This is a genomic window from Gordonia sp. PvP123, assembly GCF_040547295.1.
GTDB lineage: Bacteria > Actinomycetota > Actinomycetes > Mycobacteriales > Mycobacteriaceae > Gordonia > Gordonia terrae.
The window spans coordinates 63190-89460 of sequence record NZ_JBEPPN010000005.1 but is presented as its reverse complement, the minus strand read 5'-3'; the positions used below and the strand labels follow the sequence as shown (position 1 = coordinate 89460).

28 protein-coding genes are annotated in these 26271 nt (G+C 67.0%); 13 read left to right on the top strand and 15 right to left on the bottom strand.

Translation table 11 applies throughout. The features are described 5' to 3' along the window. Window position 1: 1 nt before the first annotated feature. Both ABIC25_RS10670 and ABIC25_RS10665 read left to right on the top strand, forming a co-directional pair. On the top strand, window positions 2–2080 hold the full coding sequence (locus tag ABIC25_RS10670; RefSeq protein WP_354561358.1) for a DUF6541 family protein: 2079 nt from the start codon (window positions 2–4) through the stop codon (window positions 2078–2080). A 66-nt stretch (window positions 2081–2146) separates the two neighbouring features. After that, window positions 2147–2983, top strand: coding sequence for an MBL fold metallo-hydrolase (locus ABIC25_RS10665; protein WP_354561356.1), 837 nt, complete (start codon window positions 2147–2149; stop codon window positions 2981–2983). 19 nt (window positions 2984–3002) lie between these two features. On the opposite strand, the gene galE is transcribed toward ABIC25_RS10665, so the two are convergent. Further along, on the bottom strand, window positions 3003–4022 hold the full coding sequence (galE, locus tag ABIC25_RS10660) for a UDP-glucose 4-epimerase GalE (RefSeq protein ID WP_004022136.1): 1020 nt from the start codon (window positions 4020–4022) through the stop codon (window positions 3003–3005). A gap of 141 nt (window positions 4023–4163) precedes the next feature. Beyond that, window positions 4164–5168, bottom strand: a complete 1005-nt coding sequence (rfbB, locus tag ABIC25_RS10655; protein WP_354561355.1) for a dTDP-glucose 4,6-dehydratase — start codon at window positions 5166–5168, stop codon at window positions 4164–4166. Window positions 5169–5300: 132 nt separating this feature from the next. Here rfbB and rfbA point away from each other — a divergent pair, with 132 nt between their 5' ends. Then, a complete protein-coding gene (gene rfbA, locus ABIC25_RS10650; protein ID WP_354561353.1) occupies window positions 5301–6176 on the top strand; it encodes a glucose-1-phosphate thymidylyltransferase RfbA in 876 nt (291 codons plus the stop codon). A 15-nt stretch (window positions 6177–6191) separates the two neighbouring features. Next, window positions 6192–6809, top strand: coding sequence for a dTDP-4-dehydrorhamnose 3,5-epimerase family protein (locus ABIC25_RS10645; RefSeq protein WP_004023614.1), 618 nt, complete (start codon window positions 6192–6194; stop codon window positions 6807–6809). Between the two features lie 59 nt (window positions 6810–6868). Here the strand turns inward: ABIC25_RS10645 and ABIC25_RS10640 are convergent, their stop codons facing one another. The 3 genes from ABIC25_RS10640 to ABIC25_RS10630 all read right to left on the bottom strand — a co-directional run bounded on the left by ABIC25_RS10640 (window position 6869) and on the right by ABIC25_RS10630 (window position 9329). Next, a complete protein-coding gene (locus ABIC25_RS10640) occupies window positions 6869–7663 on the bottom strand; it encodes an ABC transporter permease (protein ID WP_064570959.1) in 795 nt (264 codons plus the stop codon). Between the two features lie 9 nt (window positions 7664–7672). Next, window positions 7673–8608 (bottom strand): ABC transporter ATP-binding protein, encoded by a 936-nt coding sequence (locus ABIC25_RS10635; RefSeq protein WP_354561352.1) that lies wholly within the window; start codon window positions 8606–8608, stop codon window positions 7673–7675. A 178-nt stretch (window positions 8609–8786) separates the two neighbouring features. Beyond that, window positions 8787–9329: an EXLDI protein gene (locus tag ABIC25_RS10630; RefSeq protein WP_354561351.1), complete on the bottom strand. Its 543-nt coding sequence runs from the start codon at window positions 9327–9329 to the stop codon at window positions 8787–8789. A gap of 125 nt (window positions 9330–9454) precedes the next feature. On the opposite strand from ABIC25_RS10630, the gene ABIC25_RS10625 reads away from it, so the two are divergent. Beyond that, the gene (locus ABIC25_RS10625; RefSeq protein ID WP_354561349.1) at window positions 9455–10186 is read left to right on the top strand and encodes a hypothetical protein; all 732 of its coding nucleotides are present in this window, start codon (window positions 9455–9457) and stop codon (window positions 10184–10186) included. Here ABIC25_RS10625 and ABIC25_RS10620 read toward each other — a convergent pair. After that, a complete protein-coding gene (locus ABIC25_RS10620; protein ID WP_004023609.1) occupies window positions 10183–10536 on the bottom strand; it encodes a DUF2304 domain-containing protein in 354 nt (117 codons plus the stop codon). The two genes, ABIC25_RS10625 and ABIC25_RS10620, sit on opposite strands and share 4 nt — an antisense overlap. Window positions 10537–10543: 7 nt before the next feature. Then, entirely contained in the window at window positions 10544–11245 is a 702-nt protein-coding gene (ppgS, locus tag ABIC25_RS10615; protein WP_004023608.1) for a polyprenyl-phospho-N-acetylgalactosaminyl synthase PpgS, read from the bottom strand. Between the two features lie 91 nt (window positions 11246–11336). Here ppgS and ABIC25_RS10610 point away from each other — a divergent pair, with 91 nt between their 5' ends. After that, on the top strand, window positions 11337–12191 hold the full coding sequence (locus ABIC25_RS10610; RefSeq protein WP_354561347.1) for a glycosyltransferase family 2 protein: 855 nt from the start codon (window positions 11337–11339) through the stop codon (window positions 12189–12191). 97 nt (window positions 12192–12288) lie between these two features. On the opposite strand, the gene ABIC25_RS10605 is transcribed toward ABIC25_RS10610, so the two are convergent. Then, the gene (locus ABIC25_RS10605; protein ID WP_354561346.1) at window positions 12289–13566 is read right to left on the bottom strand and encodes a lipopolysaccharide biosynthesis protein; all 1278 of its coding nucleotides are present in this window, start codon (window positions 13564–13566) and stop codon (window positions 12289–12291) included. 7 nt (window positions 13567–13573) lie between these two features. Next, window positions 13574–14941 (bottom strand): M1 family metallopeptidase, encoded by a 1368-nt coding sequence (locus ABIC25_RS10600; protein ID WP_004019707.1) that lies wholly within the window; start codon window positions 14939–14941, stop codon window positions 13574–13576. Between the two features lie 221 nt (window positions 14942–15162). Between ABIC25_RS10600 and ABIC25_RS10595 the strand changes: the two genes are divergently transcribed. After that, window positions 15163–15588 carry a DoxX family protein gene (locus tag ABIC25_RS10595; RefSeq protein ID WP_004019708.1) on the top strand — a complete coding sequence of 142 codons (426 nt, stop codon included), beginning with the start codon at window positions 15163–15165 and terminating at the stop codon, window positions 15586–15588. A 4-nt stretch (window positions 15589–15592) separates the two neighbouring features. On the opposite strand, the gene ABIC25_RS10590 is transcribed toward ABIC25_RS10595, so the two are convergent. Then, on the bottom strand, window positions 15593–16165 hold the full coding sequence (locus ABIC25_RS10590; protein ID WP_064570965.1) for a hypothetical protein: 573 nt from the start codon (window positions 16163–16165) through the stop codon (window positions 15593–15595). 132 nt (window positions 16166–16297) lie between these two features. Between ABIC25_RS10590 and ABIC25_RS10585 the strand changes: the two genes are divergently transcribed. After that, on the top strand, window positions 16298–16795 hold the full coding sequence (locus tag ABIC25_RS10585) for a DUF5709 domain-containing protein (RefSeq protein WP_354561344.1): 498 nt from the start codon (window positions 16298–16300) through the stop codon (window positions 16793–16795). A 21-nt stretch (window positions 16796–16816) separates the two neighbouring features. Here the strand turns inward: ABIC25_RS10585 and ABIC25_RS10580 are convergent, their stop codons facing one another. Both ABIC25_RS10580 and ABIC25_RS10575 read right to left on the bottom strand, forming a co-directional pair. Then, window positions 16817–17164, bottom strand: coding sequence for a cupin domain-containing protein (locus tag ABIC25_RS10580; RefSeq protein ID WP_354561342.1), 348 nt, complete (start codon window positions 17162–17164; stop codon window positions 16817–16819). 121 nt (window positions 17165–17285) lie between these two features. Continuing rightward, window positions 17286–18038: a Clp protease N-terminal domain-containing protein gene (locus ABIC25_RS10575; RefSeq protein ID WP_354561341.1), complete on the bottom strand. Its 753-nt coding sequence runs from the start codon at window positions 18036–18038 to the stop codon at window positions 17286–17288. 169 nt (window positions 18039–18207) lie between these two features. Between ABIC25_RS10575 and egtB the strand changes: the two genes are divergently transcribed. Together egtB and egtD are read left to right on the top strand one after the other, a co-directional pair. Further along, complete coding sequence (gene egtB, locus ABIC25_RS10570) at window positions 18208–19530, top strand: ergothioneine biosynthesis protein EgtB (protein WP_354595832.1); 1323 nt, start codon at window positions 18208–18210, stop codon at window positions 19528–19530. Further along, window positions 19527–20507: an L-histidine N(alpha)-methyltransferase gene (gene egtD / locus ABIC25_RS10565; RefSeq protein WP_354561339.1), complete on the top strand. Its 981-nt coding sequence runs from the start codon at window positions 19527–19529 to the stop codon at window positions 20505–20507. Before egtB ends, egtD begins: the two co-directional genes overlap by 4 nt. On the opposite strand, the gene ABIC25_RS10560 is transcribed toward egtD, so the two are convergent. Continuing rightward, window positions 20488–21549, bottom strand: a complete 1062-nt coding sequence (locus tag ABIC25_RS10560) for an LLM class flavin-dependent oxidoreductase (protein ID WP_354561338.1) — start codon at window positions 21547–21549, stop codon at window positions 20488–20490. The two genes, egtD and ABIC25_RS10560, sit on opposite strands and share 20 nt — an antisense overlap. A gap of 191 nt (window positions 21550–21740) precedes the next feature. Between ABIC25_RS10560 and ABIC25_RS10555 the strand changes: the two genes are divergently transcribed. The 3 genes from ABIC25_RS10555 (at window position 21741) to ABIC25_RS10545 (ending at window position 23906) form a co-directional block, all read left to right on the top strand. Beyond that, complete coding sequence (locus tag ABIC25_RS10555; protein WP_354561336.1) at window positions 21741–22130, top strand: SHOCT domain-containing protein; 390 nt, start codon at window positions 21741–21743, stop codon at window positions 22128–22130. 148 nt (window positions 22131–22278) lie between these two features. After that, the gene (locus ABIC25_RS10550) at window positions 22279–22938 is read left to right on the top strand and encodes a GAP family protein (RefSeq protein WP_354561335.1); all 660 of its coding nucleotides are present in this window, start codon (window positions 22279–22281) and stop codon (window positions 22936–22938) included. 2 nt (window positions 22939–22940) lie between these two features. Next, window positions 22941–23906 (top strand): TIGR00341 family protein, encoded by a 966-nt coding sequence (locus ABIC25_RS10545; protein ID WP_354561333.1) that lies wholly within the window; start codon window positions 22941–22943, stop codon window positions 23904–23906. An 80-nt stretch (window positions 23907–23986) separates the two neighbouring features. On the opposite strand, the gene ABIC25_RS10540 is transcribed toward ABIC25_RS10545, so the two are convergent. Then, window positions 23987–24259 carry a LapA family protein gene (locus tag ABIC25_RS10540; protein ID WP_354561331.1) on the bottom strand — a complete coding sequence of 91 codons (273 nt, stop codon included), beginning with the start codon at window positions 24257–24259 and terminating at the stop codon, window positions 23987–23989. A 49-nt stretch (window positions 24260–24308) separates the two neighbouring features. Further along, window positions 24309–26195 carry an alkyl/aryl-sulfatase gene (locus ABIC25_RS10535; RefSeq protein ID WP_354561330.1) on the bottom strand — a complete coding sequence of 629 codons (1887 nt, stop codon included), beginning with the start codon at window positions 26193–26195 and terminating at the stop codon, window positions 24309–24311. Between the last annotated feature and the right edge of the window lie 76 nt (window positions 26196–26271).

The following is a 26271-nucleotide window of genomic DNA, read 5'->3' as shown; positions in this document are numbered from 1 at the left end:
GATGATGCTTGGGGCATGGGTCGTCGTGGTGTCGGCGCTCGTGCTGATCGTGCCGGGCGCGCTCGTCGGCCGGCGGATGAACCTCCCGTGGCCGGTCGCGCTGGCCGCCGGCCCGCCCATCACCTTCGCTCTCGTCTCGATCCTGACGGTGCTGTACTCGATCGTCGGTTTCGAGTGGAACGGGGTGTCGGCGCTCGTCGGCCTGGTCTTCGCGGTCGCCGGCGCCTGGATCTATTCGGCGCTGCTGCTCACGCGCCGGGGTAGACGGCTGGCGCCGCCATCCGAGGACACCGGTGAACACCGGGTGGGCCGCACGGCGGTGCTGCGGGTCGCCGCGGGCCTCGCACTCGGGGGCATCGTCATCGCCGTCACCTGTATCCGGCCGATCGTGAACACCGCGTTCGCGGGTCTCGGCAACATCTCGCAGGTGTGGGACTCGTTGTGGCACGCCAGTTCTCTGCGCTGGATCCACGAGACGGGCATCGGCTCGGCCATGCGTATGGGCGAGCTGATGAACTACGACACCCAGGGCTTCAACTACTACCCGAACACCTGGCATGCGCTGGGCGCGCTGCTGTTTCCGCTGACCGGCGTCGACCCGGTGGAGCTCTACAACACCTATTCGCCTGCGGTGCTTGCGGTAACCGTGCCGCTCGGCGTCGCGTCGCTGGCCTACTGGTTCGCGCGGCACCGCTACGACGTCGACTCGGCCGCCTTCATCGCCGGCACGGCGGGAGCGCTGAGCGCGCTGTTCCCGTCGCTGCCGTACGTCGAGATCCAGCTGACCTCCGTGCCCAATGCGGTGGGCGTCAGCCTGGCGCCGGTGGCCGCCGTGCTCGTGATGAGCGTCGTCTCGGACCGCTCCCGTGTGTTGCCCGCCGCGCTTGCCGTTGCCGGTGTGACCGCCACGCACCCGTCCGGTCTCATCGTCGTCGGCGTGATCGTCGGCCTATGGTGGCTGTGCGAGGGTCTGTGGCGTCCGGTTGCCGGGCGCCTGCGCGACCTTGCGGCCCTGGCGGTGACGGCCGTGCTGACACTGGTCCTCATCGCGCCGGTTGTGCTGGGTACCATCCGGGTCGCCGACACCAACGAGCTCCCGTTCTTCGACTTCCGCGAGGACACGATCGGCGTGCTCGACGGACTTGTCAAAGGTGCGTTCAACGGGACGATCCCGCTCGAACTCGACCACTTCCCGGTGTGGCCGCTGATCGCCGTCACCCTGCTGGGCCTGATCGCGCTGGCCTGGTCGCGGTGCTGGGCCGGGCTCGCCGCGTGGTTCGTGTTCGCGCTGGTCACCGCCAACGCCATGGTGTCTCTCGGCCCGCTGTCGGCGCCCCTCGGGGTGATCGGCGGGTACTTCTACAACTCGCCGCATCGCCTCACGTTCGTCGTCGCGATCATCTCGGCGGCGGCCGCCGGTGTGGCGATCGGCGCTCTCGCGCTGGGCGTGGCCGGCTTCGTCCGACGCCGCGCGGTGTCCGGTCAGGCCGAGGGCCGGGAACCGGGCGAGACGACGTCGGGGAAGGCGGGCTGGGTGGTGGCCGCGACGTATGTGGTGCTGCTGGCGCTGATCGCCGGCGCCGCCGTCGTCCGCTATCCGCCGAATGCGCAGATCGCGTCGAAGGAGCGGGGCGGCAAGTACGTCGGCCCCGACGACCTCGCCGCCTACGCATGGCTGGCGTCGCAACCCGATGCCCAGGACGTGCTCGTCCTGAACAACCTCGACCAGGGGACCGGCTGGCTCTACCCGGTCACCGGGGTCACACCCATGTTCCCGTTCTATCGGGCCAACGAGTTCTCGGAGCGGCAGCGCGACGTGTTCTGGGGTGTGTCGAAGATCGGCGCCGACCCGGCGATCGACCAGATCGTGCGAGACATGAACGTGCACTACGTCATCGACTCGCCGCCGAGCTACTGGGAGTTCCAGCGCGGCATGCCCGATCCCTCGCGGGGCCACCAGGGGGACCCGTTCCTGTCGCTACGGCAGAACGGTGCGCCCGGACTGACCGAGGTGTTCCGCCGCGGCGACGCGGTGATCTACCGCGTCAACGACCTGGTCTATCCGCCGCCCGCGCCCTGATCGTCCTGCCCCGGCCGCGGCGCCGATCCCCGACACCGCGCGGGTGATGGGGTCTAGCGTCGACACATGCGGCCCTGGATGTGTGTCTTCTGCGCCAACGAGTTCCCGCCGGGCGATACCCCGCCCGCGATGTGCCCGATCTGCGACGACGACCGGCAGTGGCTCCCGGAGAGCGGACCGTATTTCATGCCGTTGGACGAGACCGCCGACAACGCACTGACCACTGACGAGGTGGAATCCGGCCTGACCGCGCTGACGGTGCGTCCGTCGGTCGGGATCGGGCAGCGCGGCTTCGTGATCGCCACGTCCGACGGGAACATCCTGTGGGAGCCACCGGGGTTCATCGGGCCCGCGCTGGTCGAGTGGCTCGAACGGCACGGCGGGCTCGCCGCCGTCGCCGCCAGCCACCCGCACCTCGTCGGCGCGAGTGTGTCGCTCAGCCATCGATTCGGTCGGGTCCCCGTGTACTACAACGACTTCGACCGACGCTGGGTGACCCGCCCGGACCCGGTGATCGAATTCTGGACCGACACGGCTGATCTTCCCGGCGGGGTGCGACTCGTCCGGTGCGGTGGGCACTTTCCCGGGAGCGCGGTCCTCCACCTACCCGACGCCGCGAACGGGCGGGGCGCGATCCTGACCGGCGACACCGTCAAGGGTGTGATGCAACCGGGCATGGTCACCTTCATGCGCAGCTACCCGAACATGATTCCGCTGTCGCCGCGGCTCGTCCGCCAGATCGTCGACCGTATCGGTGAACTCCGGTTCGACCGGCTCTACGACGCGTTCGGCGTCGTGATCGACCACGACGCCCGCGGCGTCGTCGAAACCTCCGCCCGGCGCTACATCGGCTGGGCGACAGACGAGATCGTCGACCCCGACGACCCGCACACGCCCGCGTGAGCGGGGGCCGGGGACCGCCTCAGGCGTCCGGGTACCCCTTCGGATTGCCCGACTGCCACCGCCAGGTGTCCGCGCACATGTCGTCGATGGTCTTGTCGGCGTGCCAGCCCAAATCGGCGTTCGCCCGAGTCGGGTCGGCGTAGGACGCGGCGATGTCACCGGCACGACGGGGAGCGACCTCGTAGGGGATGGGTCGGCCGCTGGCCCGCTCGAACGCGTGCACGACCTCGAGGACCGAGACGCCCTGGCCCGTACCGAGATTCCACGTCGACATGCCGGCCCCTCCGGTGCTGATCCGGTCGAGCGCGGCGACGTGACCCGCGGCCAGGTCGTCGACGTGGATGTAGTCGCGGACACCGGTTCCGTCCGGGGTGTCGTAGTCGTCGCCGAACACCGACAACTTCTCGCGCCGGCCGACCGCGACCTGCGCGACGAACGGCATGAGGTTGTTGGGGATGCCCGACGGGTCCTCGCCGATCGTCCCGCTCGGGTGAGCGCCCACGGGGTTGAAGTAGCGCAGCGCCGCGATACGCCACAGATCCGAACTCGCGGCGACGTCGCGCAGGATCTGCTCGATCATCACCTTGGTCCAGCCGTACGGGTTGGTCGCCGACGTGGGCAGATCCTCGGTCATCGGTAGTTCGGGCTCGGCACCGTAGACCGTCGCCGAGGACGAGAACACCAGCGTGTGCACGTCGTGGCGCTCCATCGCGCGGAGCAGCGCGAAGGTCGTGCCGAGGTTGTTCTGGTAGTAGTCGAGCGGTTTGGCCACCGACTCGCCGACCGCCTTGTACCCCGCGAAGTGGATGACCGCGTCGATGTCCTCGTGGGCGAAGAAGTGTTCGGTCTTGTCGACGTCGGCGAGGTCGAAGGCGTGCACCGGGATGGAACGCTCGGTCAGCGCCTCGAGCCGACCGACGACAGTCGGTTTGGCATTGCTGAAATCGTCGACGATGACCACGTCGTGTCCGGCCGAGACCAATTGGACGACGGTGTGCGAGCCGATGTAGCCCGCGCCGCCGCTCACGAGTACGCGCATGACCCCCACCGTATGCGGCGACCCTGGGAATGGGCCAAGGGGCGTGGTTTCGACTCGGCTCCTCGCTGCGCTCGTCGCCGGCTCAACCAGCGGAGGGGCGGCTCAACCGGCGGCGGGGCGGCTCAACCAGCGGCGGGGCGGCTACCCGGTGACGCGTTCGGTGGCGGCGTATTTCTGTTCGACTGATTCTTTGGTGGGTTGCCACCAGGCGGCGTGGTCGCGGTACCAGTCGATGGTGGCGGCCAGGCCGGTGCGGAAGTCGAGGTAGGAGGGGGTCCAGCCGAGTTCGGTGCGCAGGCGGGTGGAGTCGATGGCGTAGCGGCGGTCGTGGCCGGGGCGGTCGGTGACGAAGTCGAAGGCGTCGGTGGGCTGGTCGAGGAGTTCGAGGATGGTTTCCACGACGGTGCGGTTGTCGATTTCGCCGTCGGCGCCGATGAGGTAGGTCTCACCGATGCGGCCGCGGTCGATGATGGTCCAGACGGCGTCGTTGTGGTCGTCGACGTGGATCCAGTCGCGGATGTTGCGGCCGTCGCCGTAGAGCTTGGGGCGCACGCCGGAGAGCACGTTGGTGATCTGGCGGGGGATGAACTTCTCGATGTGCTGGTAGGGGCCGTAGTTGTTGGAGCAGTTGGAGATGGTCGCGGCGACGCCGAAGGAGCGGACCCAGGCGCGGACGAGGAGGTCGCTGCCGGCCTTGGTCGAGGAGTAGGGGCTCGACGGGTTGTAGGCGGTGGTCTCGGTGAAGCGGGCGGGGTCGTCGAGGTCGAGGTCGCCGTAGACCTCGTCGGTGCTGATGTGGTGGTAGCGCACCTGGTGGGTGCGGACGGCTTCGAGCAGGGTGTAGGTGCCCACGAGGTTGGTGGTGACGAAGGCCGACGGGTCGGCCAGGGAGTTGTCGTTGTGGGATTCGGCGGCGAAGTGCACGACGAGGTCGGCCTCGGCGACCAGGCGGTCGACGAGGGCGGCGTCGGTGATGTCGCCCTCGACGAGTTCGACGCGGTCGGCGACCGGGGCGAGGGTGTCGGGGTTGGCGGCGTAGGTGAGTTTGTCCAGTACCCGGATCGAGGTGTCGGGGCGGGTGGCCAGCGTGCGCAGCACGAAGTTGGCGCCGATGAACCCGGCACCCCCGGTCACGAGAACACGCACGTGCGACGCCTTTCGTCGAGGTCGGTGGACGCCGTCACTCTACCGAGCAGCCGGTGCGGGCGTCCCGGGTGAACGCATGGTGGCACGACGCACCTGGCGTCGCGAAGGGTGTCGGGCATTACCCTGATCGCCATGAAAGGGATCATCCTGGCCGGCGGTACGGGCACCCGGCTTCACCCCATCACGCAGGGGGTGAGCAAACAGCTCGTCCCGGTCTACGACAAACCGATGATCTACTACCCGCTCTCGACGCTCATGCTGGCCGGCATCCGCGACATCCTGATCATCACCACCCCGCACGACGCCCCGGCCTTCGAGAACCTGCTCGGCAACGGGGACCAGTTCGGCATCAACCTGACCTACAAGACCCAGCCCTCGCCCGACGGCCTCGCCCAGGCCTTCGTCCTCGGCGCCGAGCACGTCGGGACCGAGTCGGTCGCACTCGTGCTCGGCGACAACATCTTCTACGGCCCCGGTCTCGGCAGCCGGCTGCAGGGTTTCGAGAACGTCGACGGCGGTGCGGTCTTCGCCTACTGGGTGGCCAACCCGGAGGCCTACGGCGTCGTCGACTTCGACGCCGACGGCACCGCCATCTCGCTGGAAGAAAAGCCCGCCGACCCGAAGTCGAACTTCGCGGTGCCCGGTCTGTACTTCTACGACAACGACGTCGTCGACATCGCCCGTGACCTGAAGCCCAGCGCCCGCGGCGAATACGAGATCACCGACGTCAACGCGCACTACCTCGACCGCGGCAAGCTGTCGGTCACCGTGCTGCCCCGCGGGACGGCCTGGCTCGACACCGGAACGTTCGACAGCCTGCTCGACGCCGGCAACTTCGTGCGCACCGTCGAACAACGGCAAGGGCTGAAAATCGCTGTTCCGGAAGAGATCGCCTGGCGCCAGGGTTATCTGGACGACGATGAGCTGCGGGCTCGGGCCGACACATTGCGCAAGTCGGGTTACGGTGACTACCTGCTGGAGCTCCTTCAGCGTGGCAAGGGTTTCTGACGCGAAAGGCTTCTCATGAAGGTCCGCCCACTCGCCATCGAGGGTGCCTGGGAGTTCACGCCGGTCCAGCACGGCGACGCCCGGGGGTTGTTCGCGGAGGCGTTCAAGGCCGATGTGCTGGCCGAGGCCATCGGGCACCGCTTCGACCTCGCGCAGGTGAATCTCTCGGTGTCGGCCGCCGGCGTCCTCCGCGGTGTCCACTTCGCCGACGTCCCGCCGGGACAGGCCAAGTACGTCACCTGCCCCAGCGGTGCGATCCTCGATGTCATCGTCGACATCCGGGTCGGCTCACCCACTTTCGGTGCGTACGACACCGTCCTGCTCGACGATGTCGACCGCCGGGCGGTCTACCTCGCAGAGGGACTCGGACACGCGTTCTGTGCCCTCGCCGACAACTCGACCGTGACCTACCTCTGCTCCACCGGTTACAACCCGACCGGTGAACACGGCATCAATCCGCTCGATCCCGAGCTCGCCATCGACTGGCCGACGCGGGCACGCGACGGTTCACCCCTGGAATTCGAACTCTCCCCGAAGGACACCGCTGCGCCGGGGCTTTCCGAGGCACGTGAGTCGGGCCTGCTCCCGGTTTACGACGAGGTGGCCGAGTTCCTGCGGGCCCGACGTAGCTGAGGCGTCCGAACGCCGAAACGTGTACGGCGTGGCCGTACACGTGCCGGGGCGGGCGGAAGTCAGCCGTTGGTCGACCGCCGGAAGGCGGTGACCGCCCAGAAGTAACCGACGACCAGGAACACCACACACCAGCCCAGCGCCCACGGCCAGCGATCGCTGATGTCGAGACCCATGAGGAGTCCGCGAAGCGTGTCGGCGATCGGACTGAACGGCTGGTACTCGGCGAACTGGCGGACGCCGTTCGGCATGCTGTCGGTCGGGACCAGCCCACTGCCCAGGTAGGGCAGGAACAGCAACGGCAAGGGCATGTTGCTGGCACTCTCGGGGTTCGGCGCGACGACGCCCATGGCCACCGCGATCCACACCAGGCCCGCGGTCAGCAGCAGGAGCAGCCCGCCGGCCGCGAACCAGTCGAGAAGGCTTGCGTCGGCGCGGAATCCGAGTGCGAAGGCCACCGCCAACAGGAAGCAGACCGCGACGACACCCTGGATCAGGGCGCCGACGAAGTGTCCTGCCAGGATCGCCGTCGGCGGAGTGGCCAGCGATCGCAACCGGTTGATGATGCCCTCGGTGACGTCCTGGTTGACCGAGACAGCCACCGCCACCGTCAGGAACGACGGCACGAAGAGGAGCAGGCCGGGCAGCAGATAGTTGATGTACTTTCCGTCGATCGGTCCGTCCGCGGACAGTGCGCTCTCGATGGCACCGCCGAAGAAGTAGGTCATCATCAGCAGGATCACCACCGGCATGGCGATCGTCGAGAACATCATGGTGGGATAACGCCGCAACCGGATCAGATTGCGTCGCACCATCACAGCGGAGTCCGACAGGGTGTGGTCGAGCGTGGTGGTCATGGCTTCTCCTTAGTTGGTGGCGGCGGCGCGGCCGGTGATCGTGAGGAAGACGTCGTCGAGATCCGGTGTGTGCACCGAGATCCCGGAGGCGTCGATGTTCGCTTCGTCGAGGGTGGACAGGACGTCCCGGACCGCGCCGATGCCGGCACCCCCCGGCACGGCGAGGGTGTTCTCGCCCGGGGTGTCCACCGCCGATGGGAAGCGGACCCGCGCCCGTTCGAGGTCGTCGGCGTCGGTGAAGTCGATCCGGATATACCCGCCGGGGACGAGTCGTTTCAGTTCGGCGGCCGTGCCCTCGGCCACGATCCGGCCCCGGTCGAGCACGGCGATGCGGTCGGCGAGATGGTCGGCCTCCTCCAGGTACTGCGTGGTGAGGAAGATGGTCGTGCCGCCGGCGACAAGGCCGCGGACGGTGTCCCACACCGTGCGACGAGACCGTGGGTCGAGTCCGGTCGTCGGCTCGTCGAGAAAGATGATCGCCGGTTCGCCCACCAGCGTCATGGCCAGGTCGAGGCGCCTGGTCATGCCGCCGGAGTACTCGGCGACCCGACGGTCGGCGGCCTCGGTGAGGTCGAAGTCGGCGAGCAGCCGATCGACCCGTTCGCGGGTCGCCGTCTTCGACAGGTGCCGCAACCGGGCGACCATGGTGAGGTTCTCCCGTCCGGTCAGCAAGGTGTCGACGGCGGCGAACTGGCCGGTCAGACCGATCTGGGCGCAGATCTCCGCGCGGTCGGTTCGCGGATCGCGGCCGGCGATCTCCACGTCCCCGGCGTCCGGGTGCGACAACGTGGACAAGATCTTGACCGTGGTCGTCTTTCCCGAACCGTTGGGACCGAGTAGTGCGAACACGCTGCCCGCGGGTACCTCGAGATCGATACCGTCGAGGACGGTGTGATCGCCGAAGGACTTCGTGAGTCCGGTGGCGCGGATGGCGGTCGTTGTCATGATCGTGCTCCCTACGGTGGATGGAAAAATGAATAAACACATGCGCATATATGCATAGGTGGGTAGACGGCCATCCCTGATGGACGTCGTCGGAAGTGCTCGGTTGTGCTAGCGGGTCGGTCGGGTGGGATTACCCCTGCTCCCTGAGGAGCGAAGCGTCACGAAGGGTCTTCGACTGTCACACGTCCAGGTCTTCGACCTCGGGTCGGAGGGCGGCTGCGGTGCGCGCGTAGAACCGCTCGGGGACAAGAGGTTTGAGTTGCTCGGCAGTGTCGACGATGTCGACGCGGTAGTCACCCCAGTCGGGGAGGTCGGCGGTGAACAGGCTGCGGACGCTGGGCAGACCGGTCAAGTCCTTCAGCCAGTTGCCGGTCTTCTGCCGATGGGTCACCCCGTAGTTCGCCCAGTCGACGTGGTGGACCGCGAGGACGATCTTGCCCGTGCGACCCTCGTAGGCGCTCAATTTCGTCGCGTTGCCGGTGGCCTCGTCGTACTCGGTCTCCTCGGCCAGGAGTCGACCGAAGAATCGCTTGCGTCGGACGCCGTCGGGTCCGTCCCGCAGGACCACCTCCTCGTAGCCCGCGTCGCGGTAATCGGCCGCCCGGACGTAGGCGCGCAACGCTTCGACGACCGCGCCGGAGAGATTGCCTCCCGACACCTGTTGAGCGCGTTCGAGGACCTTGATGTCCTCGTCGGAGACGTAGATGGTCTTGTTGGGCATGCGCCAACTATAAGTAGATGTATACGTAGACGCAAGGGTGAATGCGAAGTTCCTCGGGCGACCAGTCCGCCGGCCTCGGGTCTCCGAATCGTTCAGTAGGCTGAGTGTTGGGAGGTGGCGAGCGGATGCTCTCGGAACTGTTGGGAAATTCGGCGATCATGGCCGCGATAGGGCTGGGGATGATCGCGTTGACCGCGTGTGCGCTCCACCTGAGGCGATCGTGCGGGGCGGTGACCTGGCTCGTGGTCCTCCTCGGGGTTGCGCTGACGTTCGACAATGTCGCGGTCGCGGTCGGACGCATGGTCGGATTCGGCGACGTGCTCCACGCGATCAATCTGCCGCGCTTCTGGATTCACGGTCTGATGACCCCGCTGATCGTGGTGGCCGCGGCGATCCTGGTCTGGCGTCTGGGAGTTCGGTGGCGCCGCTCGGTCGTCGTTGTCGGGGCCCTCCTGGTCGCCGCGCTCGTGGTCGTCGGGATCGTCGAACTGTTCGTGGCGCTGGATCTGACGCCGGAGACTGACGGTGACGCGCTGCGGTACGCCAACGCGGCGGCTGCCGGCCAGCCGATCCCGGCGCTGGGCACCGTGCTGCTGCTCATCGCGATCGGTGTGTCCGCCTGGCGTCAGGCCCGATCGTGCTGGCTGCTCATCGGGTCGGTCATGATGCTGGTCACCGCGGCGGGGGGTATGTCGGTTCTCTGGCTCGGCAACTTCGGCGAGCTCGTTCTGTACGCCTCCATCGTCGCCGGCATGTTTCAGGTGGCCACGACCGTAAGGCGTTCTGCCGTCGATGATGACAACGAACAACCCGAGTCGGCGGATGCAACGGCTCAGGAGGTGACGGTCGGACGCTAGTCGCCTGGTCCGCCCCGGTGCTCCCGCTCGGCGTCCTGCAGCGCGATGGCGCGGGCCAGGCGCGCGTATTTGACCTCGAGATCGCGGAACCGCAGATACGTCGACACCGTGGTGAACGCGAACGCGATGACCAACAGGAACAGCACCAGGTCGAGGCCGCGCTGGATGCCGATCTTGTTGGCGACCCAGGTGACATCGTCCTGACGCAGCATCGCGTAGAGGCCGAATCCGATGAACGCGACGAACAGCAGCTTGACACCCGCTGATGCGCGAGCCGTTCCGCGGTTCACCACGAAGAAACCGACGAGCGCGACCAGACCGAGGATCGCGAGGATCTGGAACCAGATCATCGAGGCCTCACTTCCTCATCCGCGTGTGGAAGAGTCCGTCGGCGACGATGTTGACCCCGTTGATCAGCGACTGACCCTTCGCGCGCGAATAGTCGGTGTAGAGGATCGTCACCGGTTGTTCGGCCACCCGCCACCGGTGGTGATCGATCAGCGCGATGAACTCCGACGCGTGGCTCATCCCGCTCATGAGGAGATCGAGCTCATCGGCCACGGTCTTGTTGAAAGCGCGAAGCCCGTTGTGCGCGTCGGACAATCCGAGGCGACGGGTGCGCGGGCTCAGGAACACGATGGTGCGCAACGCCATTCGGCGCAGCAACGGAACCGACTCGCTTCGGCCGTCGGCGAAGCGGGTTCCGACGATGATGTCGACCGGCTCGCGTCGCAACCGCTCGATCATCGCCGAGACGTCGTCGACCTGATGCTGGCCGTCGGCATCGAACGTCACGAAGAACCGGGCCCCCGGCCGGCGACGCGCATATTCGACGCCGGTCTGGATGGCGGCGCCCTGACCGAGGTTCACGGGGTGGCGCACCAGATGCACGCCTGCGGCCCGGATCTCCTCGGCCGAGTTGTCCGAACTGCCGTCGTCGACGCAGACGATGTTGGGAAACGTCTCGCGGGCCTTGGCTGCCACCTCGCGGATGACCTGGCCCTCGTTGAACACGGGTACCACCAGCCACACGTCGGCGTTGGTACTGGGGTCGGCCATGGTCACCAACCCTAACCCGCTCCCACGTGGTGTCTGTCGTCTGGCACGCCTCCTGCGCGGCAGTGGGTTCGGACCTGGTTAGTCTTGCCCGGTGACGATCGACGTGATGATGCCGTTTTATGGCGACGTCGACCAGTTCCAGCAGGCCGTGACCAGCGTTCTCGAGCAGAGCGACCCGGAGTTGCGCCTGGTGGTCGTCGACGACTGTTACCCGGATCCGACGCCCCGACGGTGGCTGGAGTCGCTCGGCGATGCCCGGGTCCACTACCTGCGCAACGAGACCAACCTCGGCGTGAACGGGAACTTCCGACGCTGCGTCGACCTGGTGACCGCCGACTGGTTCGTCGTCATGGGATGCGACGACCTCATGCATCGGGACTACCTGAGCACCGTCCGCACGCTGGCCGGCCACCACCCCGATGCCGCGGTCATCGCGCCCGGTGTGGACGTCATCGACGAGAACGGTCAGGCCGTCACACCGCTGGGTGACCGGATCAAGTCGATCCTCGCGCCGCCGCGCGCGACCGTGCTGGCAGGGGAGCGGCTCGCGACCACGCTCTACCACGGCAACTGGACATATTTCCCGTCCCTGCTGTGGCGAACCGCCGCCGTCCGCGAGGTCGGGTTCCGTCCGGGACTCGAGATCGTCCTCGACCTGGCGCTTCTCGTCGATCTCGCGAGCGCCGACGGCTCACTGGTCTACGACCCTGAGGTGGTCTTCTCCTACCGCAGACACAGCGCGTCGGTGAGTTCGATCCAGGCGGTCGACGGCCGGCGGTTCGCCGAGGAGAACCGCTTCTTCGCAGAGGAAGCGCAGCGATGCGCCGCGCGCGGTTGGCCGAAGGCGGCGCGCGCCGCGAGGTGGCACGCGACGTCGAGGCTGAACCACCTCTCCGCTCGCGTCGGGCCGGGCATCGGCCGATTGCGGGGGTCGTCCGCGAGCTAGGAGCGCGCTCGCGAGCGGACCCCCCTGCTCCCTGAGGAGCGAGCTTGCGAGCGGACCCCTGCTCCCTGAGGAGCGAGCTTGCGAGCGTCACGAAGGGTCAGGCCCGCAGGACCCCGACGAGATGCACACCGAGCCCGATCAGCGGACCGACGACGAGGGCGACGCAGGTCCGGGTCGCGACGTCGAACGGCAGCAGGAGCATCGCAACCGCCACGAGGGTCGCCACCCACCAACCGGCCGCATACCAGCGGTGGGCGCCCGCGGCGATCGCGGCGGCGCCGGTCACCGTCAGCAGCGCCAGGCAGGTCGCGCCGAGTGTCAGGGCGGCAACGACCAGCCCGTCGAGATCGAAATCAGCCCCGAACACCGACCTCAGCAACCACGGGCCGAGCAGCCACGCGGCGAGGACCCCCACCCCGCCGACCGCGGCGACGATCCCGAGTGGGACACCGAGCGAGGCGAGCCGACGGTCCCGGCCATCGACGAATCGCGAGATCAGAACGCCCTGAAAGCTGTTGAGCGGCACCAGCAGTGGCGCGCGCGTCAGGGTGACGGCGAGGATCAGTGCGCCGATCGTCCGGGTGTCGTCGGCGTCGGACCCGCCGCGCAGGTCGGTGGTGAGGTTGATGAGGACCGGGAACCCCATGACGAGGACGGCACTCGCCGCTGCGGCGGCCATCGCGGTCAGCGTGTTGACCGTCAGGCTCCGGGGCGGGATGTCGCCGGCAACGCCGATCGCGCGGCGGGCCGTCGCCGAGACCGCCAGGACCACGCACCACGACACGGAACCGATGACGGTGACGACGAGGAACGCGGTGGTGCCCCAGCCGGCTGCCACCACGATCCCGGCACCGGCGAGCCGGATCAGCGCGTCGATCGACAACAACATCGCGAACGACGACCAGTTCAGTCGTCCCGACAATGCGCCACACAGGTGGGCGTAGACCGCGAAGCTCGCCACGCCCACTGCGAGCAGCAGCACCGACAGTCCGCGGTCCGCGGTGAAGACCCGGCCGCTCCACAGCGGTGACGACACCAGGACGAGAACGGCGAGGCCCACACCGATGCCCGTGTTCACCAGCAGCGGCCTCGACCGGGCGAGGCCCTCCGACGCCGCGGTTCGCACCGTTCGGGTGGTCTCCTGCAGCTGTCCGTTCTGCGCGCCGGTCACCAGCCCATACGCGGCCCAGAACACGGCGAACACGCCATAACCGACGGCGCCGAGATGGCGGGCCGCCAAGAGCAGGACGGCATATCCCGACGCGGCCGCGACAACCGTCGCGATCGTGACCCGACCCAGCGAACGGGCGGACATGTCAGCGGACGGGACCGTCGCACTCGGGTCGGGACCCGGCGTCGTCGGATCGGTCGTCATCGAACGGTCAGGAGGGACCTGGGAACGGCGGCAGTTCGGGCGTGAACAGCCAGTCGTCCCAGAGTTGTTTGAGTGGCGTCGACGACTGGGTCGCGGCGAGCGCCATGAAGTCCTCGGTGGTCACCGAGCCGTAGCGGTGCTTGTCGGTCCATCGCTGCAAGAGTGCGAAGAAGTCCCCGTCGCCGAGGGTCAGCCGCAGTGCGTGCAGGGTGAGTGCGCCGCGCTTGTAGATCCAGTCGTCGAACATCTTGCGAGGGCCGGGATCGGCGAGTGGCACACGCACCGGAGACGATTCGAGTTTCGCGTAGTAGTGACGCGCCCACTCGTCGGCGCTCCGGCCACCCGAGTGCTGACTCCACAGCCACTCGGCGTAACAGGCGAAACCCTCGTGGAGCCAGATGTCGCGCCACCGGGCCGCGGTCACCGAGTTGCCGAACCACTGATGTGCGAGTTCGTGGGCGATCAACCGCTCGGCATGCCGGCTGCCGTCACAGTGGTTCGCGCCGAAGGTGGAGAAACTCTGTGCCTCGATGGGGATCTCGAGCTCGTCATCGGTCACCACGACGGTGTACAGCGGGAAGGGGTAGGGCCCGAACATCTCGATGAACGCCGAGACCATCTCGGTCTGCTTGCCGAAGTCGATGCCGAAGTTCTCCTCGAGGCGCGCGGGAACCAGACCCGAGACCGGAATCGGCTTGGACGCCAACGAGATCTGTTTGTATTGGCCGATCTGGATCGACGCCAGGTAGGTGGGCATCGGCTCCACCTGCTCGTACACCCAGGTGGTGTGCGCGGCGCGGACACGTTTGGACTCCAGCACGCCGTTCGCCAGCGCGTGGTACGGGCTGTCGGTGGTGATCGAGATCCGGTACGGCGCCTTGGCGCTCGGGTGGTCATCGCACGGGAACCACGATGCCGCCCCGTTGGGTTGGTTCGCGCAGAGCGCACCGTCGGTCAGTTCCTCCCAGCCGACCTCGCCCCACGGGCCGCGGATCGGGTGGGGGCTGCCGTGGTACCGGACCGTGACGGTCATGGCTCCACCCGGGGGGAGCGGAGTGTCCGGCGTGATGGTCAGCTTGTGGTTCCGGTGCGAGTAGCGGGCGCGCTTGTCGTTCACCGACACCCGGTGCACCGAGAGCGAACTCGCCAGGTCGAGGGTGAAGCGTTTGAGCTCGGCGTACGACGTCGCGGTCAGGATCGCGGTGCCCTCGAGCCGGTTGCTGGCGACCTTGTATTCGAGCTCCAGGTCGTATCGGGAGATCCGATACCCCAGATTGCCGTTGTCGGGCAGGTAGGGATCGAGGACGTCGGCGGGTGCTCCCAACACTGGTTGCCCGGAATTGCCCCGTGAACCCAGCCCAAACTTTCCCGGCACTCTCGACTCCTACTCCGTTCTGCCCTGCGGGCTGACGTGCGGTCACGCGCTTCGACGAGTCGCGTCGGCGACGCGCTGCGACCGGTCACGAAGCGGTTGCGGTTGGGTGGTGATGTCTCGATTCTGCAGTTCACCCGCGACGGGGCGATGCTGTCCCGGACACTGAGAGAGTACCTGGCGGCGGCGCAACCGGCCCGCCCGATCGATTCGAGGAGTGCGGAATGAGCGGATTCGGTAGTGTGGCGCAGTTTCTCGCGCGCCTGATACTCGGCATCATCTTCATCGCCCACGGTTGGCAGAAGCTGTTCACGCAGGGTATGGATGCCACCAAGGTGGCCTTCGGGCCCGGCGGGATGGACGTGCCCTACCCGGAGCTGGCGGCCTATTACGCCACCTGGGTCGAGCTGATCGGCGGCATCCTGCTGATCCTCGGACTGCTGCTGCCGATCGTCGCGACCCTGCTGATCGCGGACATGATCGGTGCGATCGTCTTCGTGCACTGGGACGCCGGGTTCTGGAACATGGACGGCGGTTACGAGTGGCCGCTGGCGCTGATCGCGGGCCTGCTGGCGGTCGGGTACACGTCGGCGGGCCGGATGGGCGCCGACAGCTACATCATGCGGCGACGACGCCGAGACGTCGTCTGACGGATCAGGCGAAGGCCAGACCATCGATCGTGGCCGTGCTCGTCGACACCGCGCCGGTGTCGGCGAGGGCGGCGACGAGTCGTGCGATCGTCTCGCGTTCCTCCTCCGCGTGACGGAGGCCGACGCCGTCGATGAGACCGGGCGAGAGCAGGGCGAGGGGATCGGTATCGTGCCGGTGGATGACCGCCGCGCCGAGGAGGCGTTGCGCCTGGCCCGGATCGGATTCCCACAGCGCGTCGGCGGTGAGCAGATACAAGCGGACGGCCGGTGGGTACTCGTGGAGGTGCACGAGCGCCCAGGCCCAGTGCTTCGCGACATCCACCGTGTCGGCCTCGGCCCGCCCGTGCGTGCGCACGTACTTGCCGTGCAACTCACGACACAGATGACTGGCGTCGGACCACAGCATGAGGTGAGACATGCACCGGACGCAGTCGTGCAGATTGGACAGGTACATCACCGAATAGGGTCCCTCACGGCGCGACCTGATCTCGCGGAGCACGGAGAACTCGGCCAGCGCGTGGTCGTATTCACCGGCCGAGAGCAGCGCCTGGGCCTCGGCCTGCATTTCCTCGATCACCTTTGTGATTGTCGCCGATAGCGCGATCCACCATGGCTCGTTTCGCCGAACCGGGCGGCGGTCGCAGCGCTCAAAGGACCCACGCACCTGCGCGCCTGGCGGAGCAACCGACGGGCTGGCATCGTGGCAAGGATGAAGGACGACATCGGCAGTACCCCCGAGGGCTCGGACGGCGAGTACAGCCTCGACGAGGACGATCAGCTCCAGCCCGAGGACACCCTCGACGACCGCGGGGTCGACGACGTCCTCGACGAGGGGTACTCACCGCCCGACTACGAGCCCAAGGGTGCGGTGCACGGGCTGACCTCCCGCGAGCAGGCCGAGGGGGAGACGCTCGACGAGAGGCTCGCCGAGGAGGAGCCCGACGTCGGGGCGGTGGACCCGCTGGACGAGATCACCGCCGAGGAACGTTCTCGGACCGATTGGCGCGCACATGATTCCGACCGCGACGAAGAGTTCGAAAAGGACGACGAGGTCGGGGATACCCGAGCGGGTCGGCTGATCGCCCCGGATGCGGGCTCCGGCATCGACACCGAGGCCGAGGCGGTCGCCGAGGACGCCGGGATCGACGGAGCCGGGGCCTCCGCGGAAGAGGCTGCCGTGCACTACATCTCGGACAGCCCGGAGTAGGGGCGTCCACAACCCTTCTCCTCAGCGCTGTTCGGCGCAGACGGCGATGACGGTCAGCCCGTCGGGCCCGGCGCGTAGGCGACGGCGGGTCTGCAGATCGACGGAGATGAACTGGCCCGGCGCGATCGGCGTCGGTTCGTCGTCGACGACGACCCAGCCGCTGCCCGCGATGACGGCGTAGACGTCATCGTTGCGATCGTCGATGTGATCGTGGTCGACCGTTTCGGCGCCCGGTGGGAGCTCCACCTGGTAGATCTCGAAAGCCGTGACGTCGATGGCCTCGCTGATGCGCCGGTCGAACGGGCTGGCTGCCGGATGAGGGCCGTGGCCGGCAGGTACCGCGGATGCGTGGACGATGACCTGACCCATGAACGCATGCTAATGCCGGGCGCTCATTTGGTCTCGCCGAGAACTCCACCACCCGTCGGACCCCGAAGCGATTCGACGGAAAGCGTTGCGGCGCAGGCATTCCCTCGGGCCTGACCGTGCGCTAATCGGACGGCGGCGTCTGCTCCATGACCTGAGCGAGCGCCTCGACGATCTTCCCCCGAATTGCTTCGGGGGTCAGGCCCAGTCCGCCGAGTGCGCCGGCCAGGCCGTCATCGACGAACATGCCGAGAAGCAGGTGTTCGGTGCCGATGTAGTTGTGGCCCAGCTCGACCGCGACGCCCACGGTCGACTCGAGTACCGCCTTGGCCGCCTCGTCATAGGGCACCACGCTGGTGGCCTCCGCGTCGGGGATGTCCCGCGGACTCGGCACCAGCGGTGTGATCGCGGTCGTCCACGCGGCTGCGTCGACACCGAACTCGGACAACACCACGAAGACGAGAGACGTCGGCTCGGCGGTGAGGGACCGCGCGATATGGGCGGGGGTCACGTGTTCGGCCCGGTCGGCGGCCGCGCCTGCGTTGGCAGCCATGAGAACGTTCGCCGCGCGTGGGGTGAAGCGCGAGAACGGGTTGTCGTCGGCGGGGGCCTCGTCGCTGCTCGCCGTCGACACCCGGTCGACGAACCGCTTCTGGGCGGCCTGTTTGCTCACCCCCATGCTGGCGCCGATCGATGTCCAGGACGCGCCGGAGCGTCGTGCCTGGTCGACGAAATGGCCGATCAGGCTGTCGGCCACGTCGCCGAGATGCTGGGCGGCGAGGACGGCGTCCGACAGCTGATCCAGCGGGTCGTCGTGGACTTTTCGGATCGCGGTGATGAGGTCGTCGAGACGGATGGTGACAGGTGTATCAGGCATGCGTCAACCATAGGTTGACGACCGATGCCCGTCAACCCTTGGTTGACGAACCGCGGCGACCGGGGCGTTCGGCCGCGTTCGTTGACAGGATCGGAAACCGTCGTGACGATGGATGCGGAGATCGGCGAAGACGTCGCCGGCGACTCCCTTCTTGCCACGGAGGATTCCAGTGAGCATCACCGAACCGTCGATCCGTCCCGAGTCCTCGCATGACGTGCCCGTGAACGGCGCGGCGTCGCCGACCCACAACTCGCGCACCGACGCCGCCCAGCGGTTCGTCGATGTCCGTGCGCTGACCGACACGTTGGCATCGAGGCTGTCACCCGAGGATCAGACGCCGCAGTCGATGACCGAGGCCAGTCCCGCGAAATGGCATCGGGCACATGTGACCTGGTTCTTCGAGGAGTTCGTCCTCCGGCAAGATCCCGGATACCGGGTCTACGACGAGTCCTTCCGTTACCTGTTCAACAGCTACTACGAGGCTGTCGGAGAACGACATCCGCGCCCCGATCGAGGCCTGGTCACCAGGCCCGGAGTGCGCGACGTGACCCGCTACCGCGAACACGTCGACGCTGCCATGGTCGATCGGCTCGAGAGCGGGACTCTGGACGACGCGACCCTCGAGCTCGTCGAGCTGGGGTGCAATCACGAGCAGCAGCACCAGGAGCTTCTGCTCATGGACATCAAGCATCTGTTCTCCACGAACGTGTTCGCCCCGGTGTACGTCGATCGCGAACCGGACGAACCGGGCACGTCGAAACCGCTGGGCTGGCGGCGATTCGACGGCGGCGTCCAGGAGATCGGTGCTCTGGGCAACGGGTTCTCCTATGACAACGAGGGGCCCCGGCACCGCGTCTACCTGGAGGACTTCGAGATCGCCGACCGCGCCGTGACGAATGCGGACTGGCTGGAGTTCATGGCCGACGACGGCTACCGCCGTGCCGAGTTCTGGTTGTCCGACGGCTGGGCGAGGATCCGCGAGACCGGCTGGGACGCCCCGGGTTACTGGCGGAACGAGGCCGGGGCCGGGTCCACCGGCCGGGACGCGGAGTGGACCACCTACACGCTGTCCGGACGACGCCCCATCGTCCTCGACGAGCCCGTGCTGCATGTCTCGTTCTACGAGGCCGACGCATACGCGCGATGGGCGGGCGCACGATTGCCCACCGAGTTCGAGTGGGAGATCGCCGCGGCGTCGCTGGGCGACGAACGCGGAATGCTCCTCGATCCGCAGCGGTGTCACCCCGGTCGCGCGGGTGCTGCGATGGTCGGCGACGTCTGGGAGTGGACCGCGAGCGCCTACCTCCCGTACCCGGGTTTCGTGCCGGCCAACGGAGCGGTGGGGGAGTACAACGGCAAGTTCATGTCCGATCAGCACGTGCTGCGCGGTGCCGGTGCGGTGACCCCGGTCGGCCACGAGCGGATCACCTACCGGAACTTCTTCCCGGCACAGTCGCGCTGGGTCTTCTCGGGGCTGCGACTCGCCCGATGACCCTCGACAGCGACGCGAGCGTCGATTCCGGGACCACCACCAGCGGTCTTGCCGCCGACGCATTGTCGGGCCTGTGGCAGAACCCGCCGACCCTGCCGACCAAGTGGCTCTACGACGAGCGCGGCAGCAAGCTGTTCGACGAGATCACGCGGCTGGACGAGTACTACCCGACGCGCCGCGAGACCGCCATCCTCCGTGCACGATCCGCGGAGATCGCGGCGACGACCGGGGCGGCGGTCATCGTCGAACTCGGATCGGGAACCTCGACGAAGACGCGCCTGTTGCTCGACGCGTTCAGCGCGGCGATGGGCACCGATCGGCGCCTGACCTACGTTCCGGTCGATGTGAGCACCGAGATGCTCACCACCACTGCGGAAGTGCTCTCGGCCGACTATCCCGGGATCGACGTCGTGCCGGTCGTCGCTGATTTCACCGAACCGGATCTCGAGCTGCCCGCGGCCGACGGGCCTCGGCTCGCGGTGTTCCTCGGGGGCACCATCGGGAACTTCGTACCCGACGACCGCGCCGGGTTCTATCGACGGCTCGCGGCGTCACTCGCGCCCGGTGACTACTTTCTGCTCGGCACCGACCTCATCAAGGACACCGGGCGTCTGGTTGCCGCGTACGACGACCGGGCGGGTGTCACAGCGGATTTCAACCGCAACATGATCGAGGTGCTGCGCACCGGGCTCGATGCGCGCGGGCTCTACGTCGACGACTTCGAGCACATCGCGCGCTGGAATCCCGACGAGCACCGCATCGAGATGTGGTTGCGCGCCCGACGTGACGTCGATGCCTACTTCGGAGCGCTCGGCCGGTCATGGCGGGTGCCCGCGGGGACGGAGATCCACACCGAGATCAGCACCAAGTTCGAACCCGGTGCGCTGCAGAGCGAACTCGAGGCGTCGGGCCTGACCGTCGAGGCGACCTGGACCGACCCGGCCGGGGATTTTCAGCTCACCCTGACTCGGCGCTGAGCAGTTCCCGCACGCGCGGGATGACCTGCGTCCCGTACAACTCGATGCTCCGCATCAGTTCGGCATGGCCGAGTGTCCCGTGCGAGTACTTCAGATCGAAGCGGCTCACACCCAGTGCGCGGACGGTGGATGCGATCTTGCGCGCGACCGTCTCGGGTGACCCGACGTAGAGCGAGCCCCCCGGTCCGGTCGAGCGTTCGAACTCGATGTGCGTGGGCGGCGGCCACCCGCGCTCGCGGCCGATGCGACCGACGTATTCGCGGTAATGCGGCCACAACTCGTCGCGTGCCTGGGCGTCGGTCTCGGCGACATGGCCCGGCGAATGCACGCCGACGGGTAACGGGGACTTGTCCATCTCGCGCAGGGCGCGGTGGTAGAGGTCGACGTACGGCTGAAACCGAAGCGGGTCGCCGCCGATGATCGCGAGCATGAGGGGCAGCCCGTACGACGCGGCGCGCACCACCGATTCGGGGCTGCCGCCGACGGCGATCCAGGTCGGCAGGGGTGGGTTCTCGAGTTCGGGGTAGACCGTCTGCCCCTGCAGCGGTCCGCGCGTCGAACCCGACCACGACACGGGTCGGCCGGTGCGCAGTTCGGCGAACAGGGCGAGTTTGTCGCTGAACAACTCCTCGTAGTCGGAGAGGTCGAATCCGAACAGCGGGAACGACTCGGTGAACGATCCGCGACCGAGAATCACCTCCGCTCGTCCCGACGACAGGGCGTCGACCGTCGCGAATCGCTGGAAGACGCGGATCGGATCATCGGAGCTGAGCACGGTCACCGCCGAACCCAGGCGCATCCGGGTGGTGCGCGCCGCGATCGCGCCGAGCACGACCTCGGGTGCCGACACCGCGTAGTCGTCCCGGTGATGCTCACCGACACCGAGGAAGTCGACGCCCACCTCGTCGGCGAGTACGGCCTGCTCGAGCAGATCGCGGAGCGTCTGGGCGCCGGAACGCCGGGTGCTGTCGGCGTCGGCGGTGATGTCCCCGAACGTGTCGAGCCCGAGTTCGACGCCGGAGACCGCAGTGTGAGAGTTCATGTCGCCCTTCGCGGGTTTCGGAGTTGATCGATCCCGTTCTTGGGTTGCCCGATCGATTACCGCAGTCCCAGGATTTCACGAGTTTCTTCTATGTTCGTTGCGCTGACCACCGTAGAGCTGTGACATGCTCATAGGGATTCACGGGTCCGGTGCGCCGGGCAGGGCTTGCTTCTAGACAAAGGAGACTATTCATGTGGGATTCATTCTGGGACTTCATCTGGTACACGATCGTCATCTTCGCGTTCGTCGCCTACCTGATCGTCCTGTGGCACATCATCAGCGACCTGTTCCGGGACAAGGCCGCCTCGGGCTGGCAGAAGGCGGCGTGGGTGATCTTCCTGATCGTCTTCCCATACCTCACCGCCATCGTGTACCTGCTGGCCAAGGGCAAGGGGATGGCCGAGCGTCAGCGTGAGGCCTACAGCCAGGCGAAGCAGGCCTCCGACGAGTACATCAAGTCCGTCGCCGGTACCTCGCCGACCCAGCAGATCACCGAAGCAAAGTCGCTGCTCGATTCCGGGGCCATCACTCCCCAGGAGTTCGAGCACCTGAAGTCCAAGGCGCTCGGGACGACCGTCTGAGTCCCGTTCGAGTGTTGAGGACACGGGCGACGGCGTACGACGCCGTCGCCCGTTTGCCTCTCCGGTCGACTCCGATGTCGGTTGTCGGTGTCGGATCTCCGCCGAAATCGAGCGGACATCAATCGGATAGATGAAGTAGGGATGCTCCATGGGTTCGGTCATCGGAGATCTGTTGCCGTTGGCGGTCGGTGTGGCCGTGTCGCCGATCCCCATCATCGCGGCGATCTTGATGCTCCTCGGGCGTCATGCCCGGACCACTAGCATCGGCTTCGCCATCGGCTGGCTGGCCGGGATCGTCGTGGCCGTCACGATCTTCGTCGTGCTGGGCAGCGCCGTCGATTCGGGCGGTGAGTCGTCGACGACATCGGGCTGGATCAAGATGGGTCTCGGTGTGTTGTTGCTGGTGGTAGGCGTGCGGCAATGGCGTTCTCGGAACGCCGAATCCGCCACGCCGAAGTGGATGGCGGCCATCGACGAGATGAAGCCGCCCGCTGCGATGGGCATCGGATTCGCTCTCGCCGCCATCAACCCGAAGAACCTGGTCCTCTGCGCGGCGGCCGGCGTCACGATCGGGACCGGCGGCTTGTCGACGTCGGACGATGTCGCAGTGGTTGCGGTGTTCGCGGTGCTCGCAGCCACGTCGGTTGTCGTCCCCGTGGTCGCTTACCAGGTTGCCGCCCAACGTCTACGAACCCCGTTGGACAGTGTGAAGGTCTGGCTACAGGAGAACAACGCGACGGTGATGGCGGTCCTCATCCTCGTGATCGGTGTGGCGCTGATCGGCAAGGGTGTGGGGGCGGTGAGCTGACGATGTTCGACTTGATCCCGAAGAATCAGCGGCGCACCGTTGACGAGCTCGACGACCGACTCGATCTGTCCAGCGGCGACGTCCGTGCCAAGCAGTCGGCCTTCTGGCTCATGTTGGTTTTGTCGAGCGTCATCGCGACCGCGGGGGTCGCGGCAGACTCGACCGCCACGGTGATCGGCGCGATGATCGTCGCTCCCCTCGCCACTCCGATCCTGGGTATCGGCCTCGGTATCGTCACAGGTCGCGGCCGTCTCGCGACGAAGAGTCTCCTGTACGTCTGTGCGGGGATGCTGATGGTGGTCGCCATCGGCATCGTAGTCGCCCAGCTGCTTCCCAATCCCACCGCCGTGCTGAGCAATTCGCAAGTGGTGGGCCGGACGTCGCCGACGCTGATGGATCTGCTGGCGGCGCTGGCCACCGGCTTGGTCGGTTCGATAGCAGTCACCCGGCGCGACCTCGGCGATGTGCTGCCCGGTGTGGCCATAGCGATCTCTCTCGTGCCTCCGCTGGCAGTCACCGGAGTGTGCTTCGGATCGGGTGCGCCCTCTCTCGCAATCGGAGCGTTCATCCTGTTCGCCTCGAACATGATCGCGATGATCATCACCTGCGCGGTCGTGCTGGTGATCGCGAAGTACCACGATGTGGCAGACGAGGGTCGTCGTCGACGCCGTCGTGCTTATGTTGTGCTCTCTGCCGCACTCGTACTCGTCGTCGTCCCGATGGTGCTCAACTCCCTGTCCGCGGTGTGGGCGAAGCAGGTGTACGACGCCGCGGAGCAGTGGCTCGCGGATACGCCGGGTGCCGAGGTGTCCAGCGTGACCTGGCAGGGAGACACCGCGACCATCTCCGTGCTCGGTCCCGAGAAGCTGCCGCCCTTGTCCGAACTCGAACAGTCCATCCATGATCTGCTGCCGTGGGAATCCGACATCGAGGTCATCCACGAGTTCGGTGAGCGACTCTCCAACTGAGTGCAGCGCACCATGACCCGCCCGAAGCCGCTCATCTGCGGCATCGCGGGCGAAGCCGAGCGAAGTGACTCAGTCCGGTGTCATGCAGCCCGGGCCTTGGCCCGTCGCCTGTTCACCCCGACCACGGTGAGAGCACCGACCAGCCAGCCGACGGCGAAGATGACCAGCAGGATGAACCACATGGGGGATCGGACACTCACCCAGAACAACTCGATGGAGACCGACGTGCGGTTCTGCAGGATGAACACCACGGCCACGATCGTGATGACCAGTGCCACCCACCCGGTCAGGGAGATGGCGGCCAACGGGTTTCGTTTCGATGGGGTGGCCTTCGGGGTGGGGGTGGCTGCCATGGAATCCTCCTCGAGCGATGACGGTTGACTGTCGCTTGTGCGAAGCGGGTCACGGAGTCACGATGGCGAAGTCTTTGTCCCCTGGGTCCAGGACGGCGGTCAGGCGCCCGAGCGCCGATGTGTCACCCTCGATCTGAATGCCGGCCGCGCTGAGCGTCTCAGCGCTGAGGTCCCCGCCCGCGAGGACCAGCAGTGACTTGCGCGTGGCCCTCACGGTCGCGTCGGCAGCGGTGGATTGTGCTGCGGTGCTGTAGGTGAGGACGCCGTTGGCCAGCCGGAGTCGGTAGTTTTGTTCATCGCTCAACACGATGTCGATCGACACCTTCTCGTTCCATGCCCTGGGGCCGTCGACCTGAATGGCGATGGCATCGAACAGCATCGACGGGGTGAGTTGGCCGAGAACGTCCGGTGCATTCGTCTCGGTCGGGGTGCCGAACTGGCCGTCGCGCAACTCCGTTGCCCCGGACAGGTAGAAGTCACGCCAGGTCCCGTTCTCCGAGCCGTAGCCGAGTTGTTCGTAGGTGTCGGCGAGAAGTTCACGCGCGGCTGCGTGGTCGGGTTGGGCGAAGACCACATGATTGACGACTTCGGCGACCCAGCGGAAGTCGCCCTCGTCGAATGACGTGCGTGCCTTGTCCACCACCGCGTCGGCGCCGCCCATGAAGTCGACGTACCGCTTCGCCTGCTCGACCGGCGGATGTTGCCACAGGTGGGCCGGATTGCCGTCGAACCAGCCCAGGTAGCGCTGATAGATCGCCTTCACGTTGTGACTGACCGAACCGTAGTATCCCCGCGCACTCCAGGCGTTTTCGAGGACGGGCGGGAGTGTGATCTCCTCGGCGATCTCCGGACCGGTCAAGCCCTTGTTCAGGAGCCGCAGGGTCTGGTCGTGGAGGTACGCGTAGATGTCGCGCTGGATCGACAGGTACTCCACGACACGTTCGCGCCCCCACGTCGGCCAGTGATGCGACGCGAAAACAGTCTCGACATCGTCCCCGAACAGGTCGATCGCCTCGGTCAGATAGAACGCCCATGCATGCGGGTCCCGGACGATCGCGCCGCGCAGGGTCAGGAGATTGTGCAGCGTGTGGGTGGCGTCTTCAGCGGCGCAGAGCGCTTTGTGGTCGGGAAGGTAGATGAGCATCTCCGACGGGGCTTCGGTCCCCGGGGCCATCTGGAAGACCATGCGTACCCCGTCGACGGTCTCCTCGTGACCGGTGACGGAGATCGTGTCGGTCGGCGGGATCAGGGACACGGTACCGGTCGAGATCGTCTGCCCGAGCCCGGCACCGACCTGGCCCTTCGCGCCGCGATCGAGTGCTGCTCCGTACATGTACGCAGCGCGCCTGTTCATCGCGATGCCCGCGTAGACGTTCTCCGACACCGCGTGTTCGAGGAATGCTTCCGGCGCGAAGATCTTCACCGCTCCCGACTCGACTTCCTCGGGGGTGACGAATCCGCGAACGCCGCCGAAATGATCGGCGTGCGAATGGGTGTAGATGATGGCTTTGACCGGGCGGTCTCCGCGGAGCTCGCGGTAGAGTTCGAGCGCCGCCCTGCCGGTCTCCACCGACAACAAGGTGTCGATGACGACGACGCCGTCGTCGCCCTCGATAAACGACGTGTTGGAAAGGTCCATACCGCGAACCTGATAGATCCCGGGCACCACTTCGAACAGTCCCTGAATGGCGTTCAGTCTCGATTGCCGCCACAGGCTGGGATTCACGGAGTCCGGGGCGTCGCCGTCGAGGAAATCGTAAGTGTCGTTGTCCCAGATGATCTCGCCGCTGTCCGAGCGAACCGCATTCGGCTCGCGGCGGGCGATGAGTCCCCGCGTGGCGTCCTCGAAATCCTGGGTGTCGGAGAAGGGCAGCTGCTCGAGAAGGGCGCGGTGCTGCTTGGTGATCGTCGATTCCACTTTCTTGGGATTTGACATGTAATGAGCATGCCATTGTTCGGCGAGATCTGTCCGGTGATCGGCGTGCGGTGCTGTTCAACCTGCCCGCTGTCGC